The following is a 12,660-nucleotide window of genomic DNA, read 5'->3' on the forward strand; positions in this document are numbered from 1 at the left end:
TAACCATTGAGAGGCAGGGGGTGGTCATGAGACTCGGGGCAGGACCGACCGGGGCGGCGGAGGGCGCGGGGCTCGCAGTGGGCGCGGTGGGCCCAGGACCCGCGGCAGGCGCAAGACCCGCGGCGAGCCCAGCAGGCGCAAGACCCGCGGCGAGCCCAGCAGGCGCAAGACCCGCGGCGAGCCCAGCGGTCCCAGGACCCACGGCAGGCGCAAGACCCGCGGCAGACGCAGCGAGCACCACCGGACTGCTGGCCCGCACGCGATTCTCCACCTGGACGCCCGGGTGGCGCACCCACCTGCTGGGCCTGGCCTGCGCCGGCCTGCTCACCCTGATCTCCGTCGTGGCTCTCGAGCCCTTCGAGATCACCGATGCGTACATCGTCGTGGTCAGCGGCATCGGGATCGCGATGCTCTCGGTGTGGCCGCTGGGGGCCAGCGCGATCAGTCTCCTGACCTCCTGCATCTTCCTCCTGGCACTCGACCACGGCGCCTATCTCAGCCCGGTCCTTCCGGCCATGGGGCCCTGGCTGTGCACCGCGGTGCTCCTGACTCGCGGCTTCAGCAGGGTCGGCGCCTACGGCCTGCTGGCCGCGAACGTCATGGCGACTTTCGTCTTCTTCCTGTTGAGCCCGCCGAACGAGTTCGCGGTGTGGCAGGGGTACCTCCCCGTCCTGTTCATGGGAGCCACCTGCCTCGTCGTCGCCGAGCTCCTGCGTCAGCCGCGGATGCAGGTCGACGCGGCGGCCGCCCAGTACCGGGCGGACCTGGAGCGCCAGCGCCTCCTCGTCATCTCCGAGCTGCACGACACGGTGGTGCGCGATCTCACCCAGGCGGTCATGACCGCCGAGCAGGCCCGGCTCGTCCGACCCGACGCCGCACTCGCCGGCGATCTGCGCGCGCTCACCGCCTCCGTGCGCACCGCCGTCGAGCAGCTGCGGAACAGCCTGCGGACCTTGAGCGACGCCGGGGATGGAGTCGGCATGGACGTCCTGGCCTCCTCCGCCCCACGACCCCTGAGCGAGGTCGTCGCCGAGGCGCGCGCCGTTCTGGCATCCCGCCGGGTCACCCTGGAGACCGAGGGGCTGGACGCACTGGAGTCGGCCGCCGTACCGCCTGGAGTGCACCAGCAGCTGGTACGGGTGCTCGGCGAGCTGGTGAGCAATATGGTCAAGCACGCAGCGCCCGGCAGTGCACGGCTCCTCATCGAGGCCGATGGCCGGAGCCTGGAGGCCATGGCCTCCAACGCCGCCGGACCGGAGCATCGGGATGAACGGCGCGGTGAGTGGCAGGGGCGCAGCGCCGTGATCTCATCCGGGCTCGGCCTGGCGGGCGCGCAGCGACGGGTGGAGGCCCTGAGCGGAACCTTCGACGTCACCCGTACGACCGAGCGATTCACCGCGGTCCTGTCCGTACCGCTCAGGGCCGCCGCCCCAGGATGAGGCTCATGGCCTCGCTGCGGGTGGCGGCGTTGCGAACGCCCGGGATCACGCCGGACTTTATTGCGTATGGATAAAACGGGATAAGACTTCTAACCCCGTCCCGTGGACAACATCAACAACCCGTACACACCCAATGCGGAAGCGACCCCCGAGGCTCTCATCGGGCGTGACGGACAGACCGAGGCCTTCTCGGTGCTGCTCGAACGCCTCAAGAGGGGACGCACTGAGCAATCCATGATCATCACGGGTCTTCGCGGTGTCGGCAAGACCGTTCTGCTCAACAAGTTCGCCGAACTGGCGGAGCGGATCGGATGGGAGGTCGTCGAGCTGGAGGCCTCCAAACATGATGAGACCGCCTTCCGCCAGTCGATTTTCTCCAAGTTCCGCGCCGCGCTCCTGCACCTGTCCCCCGGCGTCGTTGGAGTAAGAGAGCTCGTCACGCGGCCGAGGTTCTGAGCTCCTTCGTCCTGTCCGTCGACCGGGAGGGAACCTTCTCCGTCACATGGGACGTCGCCCCATCGGAAGGCTATGCCGACCACGGCGACCTGGGGCTGGACCTCACGGACGTCTTCCTCGCCGTCGGCGAGGTGGCCAAGGAGAGGACTACCGGCATCGTAGTCCTCATCGACAGCGACGACGTCGGTGCCGCACGCGAGGCCTACGAGGCGAAGCTGGACAGTTCGTTCTTCAGAGTCCGACTCGACCGCGCCACACCATTGCAGACGGCGTACATGCGCGCGATGGCGGAACTCGGATCCGAGCCCCAGAAAGCCGCCGACGTCGCCGCCCGCATGGGCCGGGAATCGTCCCAAGTGGCACCAATCCGCTCGCAACTGATCGACATGGGGCTCCTGTACACGCCTCAGCACGGATACGCGGCCTTCACCGTGCCGGACTTCGACACGTTCATGCTCCGCGCGGTACCAGAGCCGGATGTTCCGGAGATTCACCGCCGTCGTCGGCGCCGCTGAAGCGAGGTGCGGCGGCGCCGACGCCGCCGCTCAGGTTCACCGGTCCATGGACCGTGGTGACGGGCGACTCGGTGGTCAGTCCGGCTCGGTCGGCCCAATGCCGAGCGATTCACCGCGGTCCTGTCCGTACCGCTCAGGGCCTCCGCCCCAGGATGAGGCTCATGGCCTCGCTGCGGGTGGCGGCGTTGCGCATAATGCCGCGCACCGCGCTCGTCACGGTGTTCGCACCGGGCTTGTGCACACCGCGCATCGACATGCACAGGTGCTCGGCCTCGACCACGACGAGCACTCCCCCGCAGCCCAGGCGCTCGACCATCGCATCGGCCACCTGCGCCGTCAGCCGCTCCTGTACCTGGGGGCGCCGGGCGTAGCCGTCCACGAGTCGCGCCACCTTGCTCAGCCCCGTCACCCGTCCGTCCTCGTCCGGGATGTAGGCGACGTGCGCGGACCCGTGAAAGGGCAGGAGATGATGCTCGCACACCGAGTACAGGGGGATGTCCCGCACGAGCACCATCTCGGAGTGCCCGAGGTCGAAGTTCCTCTCGACGTGCGTGCCGGGGTCCTCGCCGAGCCCGGAGAACATCTCCGCGTAAGCGCGGGCCATCCGCTCCGGCGTCTCGCGCAGGCCCTCGCGGTCGGGGTCCTCCCCCACGGCGACCAGCAGGTCGCGCACCGCCCGGCGCACGGCATCGGCGTCGTAGGTCACGACTCGGAGTCCCCCGCGGCATCATCCCGATCCCCGGCATCATCGGAGCCCTCGGAGCCCCCGGCGTCGGCCGGGTCCTCGGAGTCATTCCGGTCCTCGGAGCCCCCGGCACCGGCCGGGTCCCCGGAGTCATTCCGGTCCTCGGAGCCCCCGGCGTCGGCCGGGTCCTCGGAGCCCCCGGCGTCGGCCGGGTCCTCGGAGCCCCCGGCACCGGCCGGGTCCCCGGAGTCATTCCGGTCCTCGGAGCCCCCGGCACCGTCGGAGCCCTCGTCGCGGGCGCCGCGGGCGTTGTCGCCGTCGTCGGCATCGTCGCCGCCGGTCACGACCCGGCCCTCAGCATCATCCGCGCCGTCGGCACTATCGGCGCTATCGGCGACGCCGCCCTCGGCCGCGCGCTCCTCGTCACCTTCCCGCTCCTCGTCGTTGCGGGAGAGCGCCTGGGCGGCCGCGGGGAAGTCGGAGGCGGCCACCGCCTCCTCCACCACGAGGGTGTCGTCGGCCCGCCACAGTGGTCGCTCGGGCTGCTTGACGACGGGCGCGAAGATGCGCTCGAGGTCCTTCTCCAGCAGCGTCTCCTTCTCGAGCAGCTGGCTGGCCAGATCCTCCAGAACGTGCCGGTTGCGGGTGAGGATCTCCCATGCCTCGCGGTGGGCGGCGTCCATGAGGGCGCGCACCTCCGCATCGACGGTCGCGGCGACGTCCTCGGAGAAATCGCGGTTGGTGGCGGACAGCCCCAGGACGGTCTCGTTCTCGGTGGTGCCGAGCTTGACGGCGCCGACCGTGCGGGTCATGCCGAAGTCGGTCACCATCTTGCGGGCGGTGCCCGTGGCCTTCTCGATGTCGTTGGAGGCCCCGGTGGTGGGGTCGCGGAAGACGAGCTCCTCGGCGGCCCGCCCGCCCATGGCGTAGACGAGCTGGTCGAGCAGCTCATTGCGAGTCGTGGAGTACTTGTCGTCGCTGGGCATGACCATGGTGTACCCCAGGGCCTTGCCGCGCGGCAGGATCGTCACCTTGGTGACCGGATCGGAGTAGGCGCCGGCGGCGGCGCACAGGGCGTGACCCGCCTCGTGGTAGGCGGTGACGGCCTTCTCGTGGTCGTTCATGACCCGAGTGCGCTTCTGGGGGCCGGCGATGACGCGGTCGATCGCCTCGTCCAGGGCGCGGTTGTCGATGAGCTGCGCGTTGGAGCGGGCGGTGAGCAGCGCCGCCTCGTTCAGGACGTTGGCGAGGTCCGCCCCGGTGAAGCCCGGGGTGCGCTTGGCGACCAGGTCGAGGTCGACGTCGCGGGTCATGGGCTTGCCCTTGGCGTGCACGCGCAGGATGGCGGCGCGGCCGACCATGTCGGGGGCCTCGACGCTCACCTGCCGGTCGAAGCGGCCGGGGCGCAGCAGGGCGGGGTCCAGGACGTCGGGGCGGTTGGTGGCCGCGATGAGGATGACATTGGTCGTCGCGTCGAATCCGTCCATCTCGACCAGCAGCTGGTTGAGGGTCTGCTCGCGCTCGTCGTGCCCTCCGCCCATGCCGGACCCGCGGTGACGGCCGACGGCGTCGATCTCATCGACGAAGATGATGGCGGGGGCGTTCTCCTTGGCCTGCTCGAACAGGTCGCGCACGCGCGAGGCGCCCACGCCGACGAACATCTCGACGAACTCCGAGCCCGACATGGAGAAGAAGGGCACGCCCGCCTCGCCGGCCACGGCCCTGGCCAGCAGCGTCTTGCCGGTTCCGGGCGGGCCGTACAGCAGGACGCCCTTGGGGATCTTGGCGCCGACGGCCTGGAACTTCTCGGGCTCGGAGAGGAACTCGCGGATCTCCTCCAGCTCCTCGACCGCCTCGTCCTCCCCGGCGACGTCGTCGAAGGTGACGTCGGGCATCTCCTTGGAGCCGACCTTCGCCTTGGACCTGCCGAAGCCCATGGCGCCGCCGCGACCGCCGCTCATGCGGCCCACCAGCCACCACATGACGCCCAGGAAGAGCGCCATCGGCAGCATCAGCTGGAGCATGGAGGACCACCAGCTCGCCGTCGGGACGACGGAGTTGAAGCCGCCCGACGGGGCGGCCGCCTGGACGAGGTCATCGACCTGCTTCGCCTGGGCCTCGGTGTAGTTGAACTGAACCTTCTTGCCCACGGGCTTGCCGGTCTCGCCGGGCTCAGAGGGCACCGTGGTGTACCCCTCGGTCAGGTCCAGCTCGACCCGCTGGTTCCCGTCGATCACGGTGACCGACTTGACGGTCGAGGCGTTGTCCCTGAGGATCGCCAGGCCCTCGGAGGTGTCGATACTGCGGTAGCCGCCCAGCCCCGACACGAGCGCCCAGACCAGCAGCGCGATCAGGATGACGGGTGCAACCCACAGCAGGGGATTGCCGAGCGTATTGCGGCGCTTCCTGTCCCCCTGCTTGGAGCCGCCCTTGTCGCCCCTCTTCTCGGGCCGGTTGCTCGGGCGGATCTGTCCGGTCTGACCGGGTATCTTCATCGGCGTTGGTCCCTTTCGCGCGTCCGACTCCCCCGACGTTAGCCGACGAGGGCGGGTTTCCGCCGCGAGGACCATCACCGTTCGCGACCGGCGTGCAGGCCCGCGTCAGAATCCGCGCTCGCCGCAGCGGCGACGGTGCAGCCTCAGCAGCGCCCCCGCCCCCAGGAGGGCGACCGCGACCAGGCCGAGCACGCCCCCGGCTCCGGTGGAGGCCAGCAGCCCGTCATGGCGACGGTGCGGCGGGTCCGCCACGACGATGACGTCCTTCGACTCGGAGGACGCGGACTCCTCGGGGTCACTGTCCTCGATCGCGACGGTCGCGTCCCCCGAGTCCTTTCCCGGAGCCGGCGCGGCGGGCGTCTCGGCACGACGGGGCGCCGGGCCCGCCGGCGCCGGCTCGGACGCCTCGGCGCCGGGCGCGTCCGCCTCGGGGGCCGGCGTCCCGGAGGCGTTCGGGGCCGGGGCGCTCTGCCAGGCCGGGCGCGCGACCAGGGAGAGATCCTGCCTGAGGGAGTCCGGCAGCGGCTCGATGACGACGCCGGCCCCGGAACCGCCCCAGGAGTGGGCGATCATGCCGCCGCCCAGGTAGATCGCCGTGTGGTAGACGTTCGCGAAGTAGTCGCCGGTGGTCCCCGCGCCCTCCGGGGACTGCCTGGAGAAGAAGAGGACGTCGCCGCGCTGGTACTCGTCGCCGGTGTTGAGCCACAGGTCCCCGTGGACGTAGAACCAGCGCGCGATCTGGTGGGCCCGCGCCAGCTCGGACTCGGGGGTCCGCCCGATATCGACCCAGGTGCCGACGCGCGTGTTCTCGTCCGCGACGTACGTGGTGTGCGAGTAGTCCCAGCCCAGAAGGGTCATGCCCACGAAGGAGGCCCCCGTGATCGGGTACGGGGCCGCCTGAGCGGCGTGCACGACCCCGGGACTGGTCAGCGGGGACGGGCGCTCCTCGCTCCTCACGAGGCCGGTACCCGCGTTGACGAAGGACTGGGCGCGAGCGATCTCATCCTCGACGGCGGTCGCATCGGGCTGGGTGGAGGGGTGCTCGGCGAAACCGGTCGGCACGGCCCACCGGCCATCGGCCGTGGGCACCGAGACATTGCCGAGGATGCCGGAGGCATTCTCACTCTGGACGGTGTAGGTCATCCCGGCCCCGTCGCCGTCGACGACGTGCCCGCTCGTGGTCACCGTCTGCTCCAGTCCGGAGGCGGCCATGAGCTCGTCGACGGTCGCGAGCCGAGAGGCGTTTCCCGGCGTGGCGACCACCGGCTGCACCGCCGCGACTCCGACGTCCTGAGCCACGGCCGGGGTGCCGAGCGTCAGAACCAGAGCCAGGGCTGTCAGCCCAGTGGCGACGGGAACATGACGAGTGATCACAGCAGTTCTTCTCTTCAGCGCAAGGACGGCGGGCGTCGGTCGCGTCCGCCGTGCGTGCGGGGCGTTGGGGGGCTGCACGCAAGGCTAGTCTACCGCAGATCACGAAACGATAACGACTGAACTTTTAACCGCCGCTGCGGCGCCCCGACCCGCGGAAGAATCTCAGAAGAGCGACGACTGCTCCTCGACTCGACTGCGCCACAGCATGAGCAGCCCGAGAGCCAGGAGGGTCAGCGCGGCCAGGATGAGCGCCGCACCCGCACCAGTGAAGGCCAGCAGACCGCCAATGGTGCGGGTCGGGGAGTCCTCCGCGGCGACGACCGCCGCACTGGCCGACGCGGTGCGATCGGGCTCGCCGTCGTCGGAGGAGGACACGCTCTCGCTGCGCGAACCCGACCCGCGGGTCTCGGTGTAGGAGGCGGAGGAGCCTCCGACCGACGACGTCTGACCGGAGGAGGCCGAAAGCGGAGGAGACTCGGACGCGGGGGCGTTCGTCGTCGAAGCCGGCGCGGGGGTGCCCGACAGGGGCATCGGCTCGCTCGGGGACTCGAGGGGGGGCTGGACGACTGTCGCCGGCGGCGCACTCGGCTCCGGTTCCGGCTCAGCGGGCTCCTGCGGTTCTGGACGATCCGGCACCTCGGGATCCGGCGTCTCCTCGGGGTGCTCGGGGGCGTCGGCCTCGGAGGCCCCGTCGTCATCGGCGCCGGAACCGGAATCGGAATCGGACGGATCGAATTCCTGCACGAGGTGGAAGTAAGAGTAGGACGTGGTGAATGCGTCCGCGTCGTCCTCCGCGGCGACGACCCGCACAGCCTGCGCGGAGTCGGCGCGCGCGGACTCCGCATCGGCGGACCATGCGTCCGCGGTCCGCACGGAGGCCTGCGCAGGGGCCTGCGCAGGGGGCTGGGCGGAGTCGATGTCGCCCTGCGCGGACCCGGGGCCCGCCGCCTGCACGTCCCCAGTCGGCGCGGAGTCGGCGTCCGCGGCCCGCACGTCCCCGGCGGCGAGGGCCTGCGCGGGGATGCCGATGAGCGCGAGGGCAGCCAGTACCGCAGCGAAGGAAGCGCGATGACGAATCATAGAGCCTCTCCTTTGCGGTCGTGGTTGTTCCAGGCAGTAGCGGGAACGCCCGGGGACGGGAAGTCGCGGTCGCCATATATCACGCTCGGGGACGCCATGGTGGGACCACATGCACGGGCAACCTTACCCGAGGTCGCAAGAACATCACAATGCAATTCGCCTCAGCAGAGCGCCGAGGGCCCCTCCGGGGTGGTCGCCCCGCATCCGGCATCGTCATCCGCCCGCCCCGACCAGCGCCCTCTGCCGAGGCCCGGCCCGGGACCCATCCGACCTCAGGACGAGGCGCCGACAACCGGTTGGCCCTCGCTCGGCCGGACGACGACGAAGCCGGCGCCGTGGAAGCCCAGCCGGAAGGACTCCTCCGAGCCGCGGCCGACGAAGGAGCCGATCCTGAGGGGGCTCTCGACCTGCGGCCGAAGGTTCGCGGACCAGCAGATCGCGGCCTGCGAGTCGACGAACGTGGGCCGCCGGGAGCAGTCGGGGAGCATCGGCGCGCCATCGGAGGACACGGCGACCGTCCCCTGACCCTGGACCAGGAGGTTGAACAGGCCGCCCGCGAGAAGGCCGGCATTGCCGACGAGCCGGATGTCGTCGTCGAGGATCGCATCGAAGGCGAGCGGGGAGCGCGTGCTCACGGTGATGGCGTCGCCCTCGAGCTGGAGGAGCAAGCGTGCGGTGGACATGATCGACAATGGGGCTGCGCCTGAGAGTGCCTCCGCATCAAAGACGGTGCGAGTTCATCAGTTCCAGGCCATCGGTCGAACGGCGACCGCGACCTGGGCAGAACTATCCGGAATTGCTCGGGACTCGTCATCGCCCGGGGTCGTCCGGCGCCCATCATCGCCCGGCGAAGATCCCCGCCCACGCCGCAAGGCGCCGCCCACGCAGCAGGCCCGGCCCTGGACCGATCTCGAGCCGGGACTCGACCGATCTCGACGCGGATTACGACCGATCTCGGCGAGGGGAGGCGTCAGCCGCCGTACACCTCGGGGCGCAGCGTGCCGATGAAGGACAGATTGCGGTAGTCCTCGGCATAGTCCAGTCCGTAGCCCACGACGAACTCGGTGGGGATGTCGAAGCCGACGTACTTCACGCCCACCTCCACCTTGGCCGCCTCCGGCTTGCGCAGAAGCGTCGCGATCTCCACGCTGGCCGCCCCCCGGCTCGACAGATTGCCCGCCAGCCACGAGAGCGTCAGACCGGAGTCGATGATGTCCTCCACGATGAGCACATGACGACCGATCAGATCGGTGTCGAGGTCCTTCAGAATGCGCACCACGCCACTGGACTTGGTCCCCGAGCCGTATGAGGACACCGCCATCCAGTCCATGGGCGCGCTGCGGTGCAGGCGCCGTGATAGGTCCGCCATCACGTAGACCGCCCCCTTGAGCACGCCGACCAGCAGCAGGTCACGCCCCTCGTAGTCGGCGTCGATCCGGGAGGCCATCTCATCGAGGCGCTGAGCGATCTGCTCCTCGGTGATGAGGACCTGTGCGAGGTCGGACCCCATGTCCGCGGCATCCATATGAGCTCCTCTCATGCGCATGGACGACTGCCGGTAGCCCCAAGCCTGCCACTAAGCCTGCCACAATGTCATCGGCTCCGCCCCTCACGGTCCGATCACGTCACAGTCCGCAGCGCTCGATCCACCGGTCGGGCCGGGGGATCTCCTCCGGCAGCGGCAGGTTGGCGGGCCCGCCCCACACCGTGTTGAGGCCGGTGCACCCCACTCGCTCGACGACCGCGCGCACGAACGCGGCGCCATCGGCGTACTGGGCCTCCTTGGTCTCCATGCCGATCAGGCGATTCAGCAGCGGGCCCGCGCCCGCCCCCGGCCCGGAGCCGCCGGACGCGCGGCGCGTGCGGTCCAGCACAGCCCGTAACCGGTGGACCGAGGGCATCCGGCTGGGATCGACGGCGTCGAGAACCGCCTCGGCGTGCCCCTCGAGGAGCGCCAGGATCGCGGAGAGGCGCGCCAGATGCTCTCGCTCGGGCGCTCCGAGAAATCCGTTGAGCAGGAGCTCGACCGGCTCGGTCGGGCTCGCATCCGCGCTCCGCGCCAGCGCGACGGCTCGGGCGATCCCGGCGTACGGGCCCGGGCCACCGGCGGCCGCGCTCCGGCTCGCGGCCACGAGCCCGCCCACGACGACGCGCAACTGATCGGCCAGGTGCCCCGCCAGCCACGGCGCGGCGTTCAACTGGATCAGGTGCGTGGCCTCGTGGAGGGCGACCCAGGCGGGCAGGTCGAGCACATCGAGATCGAGGCGCTGCCGGATCTCCAGGACATTGGGGGCCACCAGCAGGAGACGGGCTCCGGTGCGGGAGTCGGCCTCGGCATGTACTCCGGTGCGGGCGTCGCCGACGGCGGGACGGGCGCCGGGCCGGGACCCTCTGCTGAGAAAGGCGCCGGCACGGGCGTCGGGCCGGATGTCGCCGACGGCGGGACGGGCGCCGGGCCGGGCCGCTGCGTCGAACGGGGCACCGGCAGGGGCGCGGGCATCGAGCCGGGGCAGGACCTGGCCGAGGAGCCGTGCGGACGACCACCCCAGGACGGCGCCCACCTGAGCGGTGGCGAGCGTGCGCGCGCCGAGCCCGCCGTCGGGCGCGGCGCACCCATCCATGAGCTCGCGCAGCCACGCCGCCGAAGCGGTGATGAGGCCCGCCCGGTCCACCACCAGGATCTCGGCGGTCGCACTCGCGGACCGGGCGGCGTCGGGCAGTCCGGAGATACGACCGGCCCAGGGCAGGGCGCCGGCAATGCTGCGGCGCAGCAGGGCGACGGTCGCACGACGGGTCGCGGCCGGCACGCGCGGGCCGGCGGGGACGACGGCGCGCGCCAAGCGCACGGCAACGTCCCAGTCGATGAGATCGGCGGCGGTCGATACGGGAACGGGGCTCGGTCTCACGGCCTCATTGTCCCAGGGCGGACTCGCCGATCACGACAGCCGAGGCCGGCCGCGTCGCGGGCACCGAGCCGGAGCATCGGCGTCGGCCGGCGGAAGACGGAAGGCAGCCAGCAGAAGGCGGGCGGCAGCCGCGGAGGACCAGCAGTCGACCGCCAACGGCCGGCGAGACGACAGTCGGCGGCGGCCGGCGGAGAACCGCTGGAGAGCCGGTGGGCGGAGCCTCAGCCGTGGCAGCCGCAGTCGGCCAACGGGGTCATGAGGTCGTTGTCGATCGCCGTGCGCGCCGAGGTCAGGCCGCCGTCCTCGAAGCCATCGACGATCACCGCGAAGGCCAGCTGCCGCCCGTCCTTGGTCACGACCGTGCCCGTCAGCGAGGCGACGGTGCCCAGGGAGCCGGTCTTGGCGCGCACGGTCCCGGCGCCCCCGACACCCACGAATCGCTCCTCCATGGTCCCGTCCAGGGCGCCCACGGGCAGGTCGGTGAGCAGGGTCCGTCCGACGGCGCCGCCGTCCGCGCCGGCGGCCCGGGCGATGATCTGCGCGAGCAGCCGGCCGGGAACCTTGTCGCCCAGGGCCAGACCCGAGCAGTCGAGCACGGTGACGCCCGAGGTGTCGAAGCCATCATCCCTCAGCCGGGCCAGCACGGCCGCGGTGGCGCCCTCGAAGGAGGTCTGCTGCCCCGCATCGGCGGCGACGAGGCGCCCCTCGACCTCGGTCATGGTGTTGTCGGAGGCCTTCAGGGACACCGACAGCACGTCGGCCAGGGGCGCGGACTCGACGGAGGCCAGCTCTGTCGAGTCGGAGGGGGCGGCGCCCCGGGAGACGTCCCCCGTCACCGCGATGCCCGCGGCCGTGAGCTGGTCGGAGAACGCCTTCGCGGCCTCCATGGCGGGGTCTGCCGGGTAGGTGCCGCTGTGGGAGTGCGCGGTCACGTCGAGCATGATCGGCTGGATCGGGGCGACCCACGCCTCGTTGCCCTCCTCCCAGCCGCTGTTCCAGGTGGGGCCGGTGAACAGGGTGTCGTCCAGGGCGACACTGACGCTGGTGACGCCCTTGGCCTGCAGGGCGACGGCGGCGGAGCGGGCGAGGTCACCCAGGCCCGCGCGTCCCACGGTGGCGTTCGGGTCCCCGGCATCGGCCGCCAGCAGCACGTCTCCGCCGCCGACCAGCGTGACGGTGCTGCCCGACACGACCGCCTTGGTGGTCAGGGTGTGCTCGGGCCCGAGCTGCGACAGCGCCGCCCAGGCGGTGAGGACCTTGTTGGAGGAGGCGGGCGTGAGCGCATTCCCGCCGCCCGTATCGAGCAGGGTCTCACCGGTGGCGGTGTCGATCACGGTCACGGTGGTGGTCGCCTTGCCGACCATGGGGTCCGAGGAGAGGGTGGTGGCCAAGGAGCTCAGGGCGGAGGTCGTGGGAGCCGGGGCGTCGGCGTCGAGCCCCGATGGCACGCCCGAGTCCTCGTCCGGGGCCGACGGCGTCGGGTAGGGCTGCGGCCGGTAGGAGCTCGAGGCTGCGCTCAGCGGCCCCGGAACGAGGTCGAGGGAATCGGCGAGCCCGTAGTAGGCACTCGCGACGGCGAGCGTGGCGACGGTGAGCGCCGCGATCTGAGCCTTGCGCACATCTCCTCCAATGAGTCGGCCGGTGATTGGACGGCCCGCGGGGGGAGCGGCCGGGCCCCGTCGGGGAACCGGGCCGCAGGATGTCCCGCCG

10 protein-coding genes and 1 pseudogene are annotated in these 12,660 nt (G+C 71.3%); 3 read left to right on the forward strand and 8 right to left on the reverse strand.

Features of this window, described 5'->3' with window-relative positions:
* Nucleotides 1-26 precede the first annotated feature (26 nt).
* The 3 genes from G448_RS0107355 (at nucleotide 27) to G448_RS18785 (ending at nucleotide 2,410) form a co-directional block, all read left to right on the forward strand.
* Nucleotides 27-1,439, forward strand: coding sequence for a sensor histidine kinase (locus G448_RS0107355; protein WP_245572238.1), 1,413 nt, complete (start codon nucleotides 27-29; stop codon nucleotides 1,437-1,439).
* A 102-nt stretch (nucleotides 1,440-1,541) separates the two neighbouring features.
* Nucleotides 1,542-1,895, forward strand: coding sequence for an ATP-binding protein (locus G448_RS18780; RefSeq protein ID WP_026407465.1), 354 nt, complete (start codon nucleotides 1,542-1,544; stop codon nucleotides 1,893-1,895).
* A gap of 131 nt (nucleotides 1,896-2,026) precedes the next feature.
* Complete coding sequence (locus tag G448_RS18785; protein WP_245572239.1) at nucleotides 2,027-2,410, forward strand: hypothetical protein; 384 nt, start codon at nucleotides 2,027-2,029, stop codon at nucleotides 2,408-2,410.
* 133 nt (nucleotides 2,411-2,543) lie between these two features.
* On the opposite strand, the gene folE is transcribed toward G448_RS18785, so the two are convergent.
* The 8 genes and pseudogenes from folE to dacB all read right to left on the reverse strand — a co-directional run bounded on the left by folE (nucleotide 2,544) and on the right by dacB (nucleotide 12,569).
* Nucleotides 2,544-3,116, reverse strand: a complete 573-nt coding sequence (gene folE, locus G448_RS0107370; RefSeq protein WP_026407466.1) for a GTP cyclohydrolase I FolE — start codon at nucleotides 3,114-3,116, stop codon at nucleotides 2,544-2,546.
* A gap of 455 nt (nucleotides 3,117-3,571) precedes the next feature.
* Nucleotides 3,572-5,590, reverse strand: a pseudogene (ftsH, locus tag G448_RS0107375) (ATP-dependent zinc metalloprotease FtsH); the annotation flags it as partial.
* A 105-nt stretch (nucleotides 5,591-5,695) separates the two neighbouring features.
* Nucleotides 5,696-6,964 carry an NlpC/P60 family protein gene (locus G448_RS0107380; protein WP_026407468.1) on the reverse strand — a complete coding sequence of 423 codons (1,269 nt, stop codon included), beginning with the start codon at nucleotides 6,962-6,964 and terminating at the stop codon, nucleotides 5,696-5,698.
* A gap of 162 nt (nucleotides 6,965-7,126) precedes the next feature.
* A complete protein-coding gene (locus G448_RS0107385) occupies nucleotides 7,127-8,044 on the reverse strand; it encodes a hypothetical protein (protein ID WP_026407469.1) in 918 nt (305 codons plus the stop codon).
* A 272-nt stretch (nucleotides 8,045-8,316) separates the two neighbouring features.
* Entirely contained in the window at nucleotides 8,317-8,727 is a 411-nt protein-coding gene (locus G448_RS15610) for an AIM24 family protein (protein ID WP_084436469.1), read from the reverse strand.
* Nucleotides 8,728-9,014: 287 nt separating this feature from the next.
* Nucleotides 9,015-9,569 (reverse strand): hypoxanthine phosphoribosyltransferase, encoded by a 555-nt coding sequence (gene hpt, locus G448_RS0107395; protein ID WP_026407470.1) that lies wholly within the window; start codon nucleotides 9,567-9,569, stop codon nucleotides 9,015-9,017.
* 100 nt (nucleotides 9,570-9,669) lie between these two features.
* The gene (locus tag G448_RS0107400; protein WP_026407471.1) at nucleotides 9,670-10,950 is read right to left on the reverse strand and encodes a zinc-dependent metalloprotease; all 1,281 of its coding nucleotides are present in this window, start codon (nucleotides 10,948-10,950) and stop codon (nucleotides 9,670-9,672) included.
* 221 nt (nucleotides 10,951-11,171) lie between these two features.
* Nucleotides 11,172-12,569 carry a D-alanyl-D-alanine carboxypeptidase/D-alanyl-D-alanine endopeptidase gene (gene dacB, locus G448_RS0107405; RefSeq protein WP_026407472.1) on the reverse strand — a complete coding sequence of 466 codons (1,398 nt, stop codon included), beginning with the start codon at nucleotides 12,567-12,569 and terminating at the stop codon, nucleotides 11,172-11,174.
* Nucleotides 12,570-12,660: the final 91 nt, after the last annotated feature.

Source organism: Actinomyces gerencseriae DSM 6844, from assembly GCF_000429265.1.
Taxonomy (GTDB): Bacteria; Actinomycetota; Actinomycetes; order Actinomycetales; family Actinomycetaceae; genus Actinomyces; species Actinomyces gerencseriae.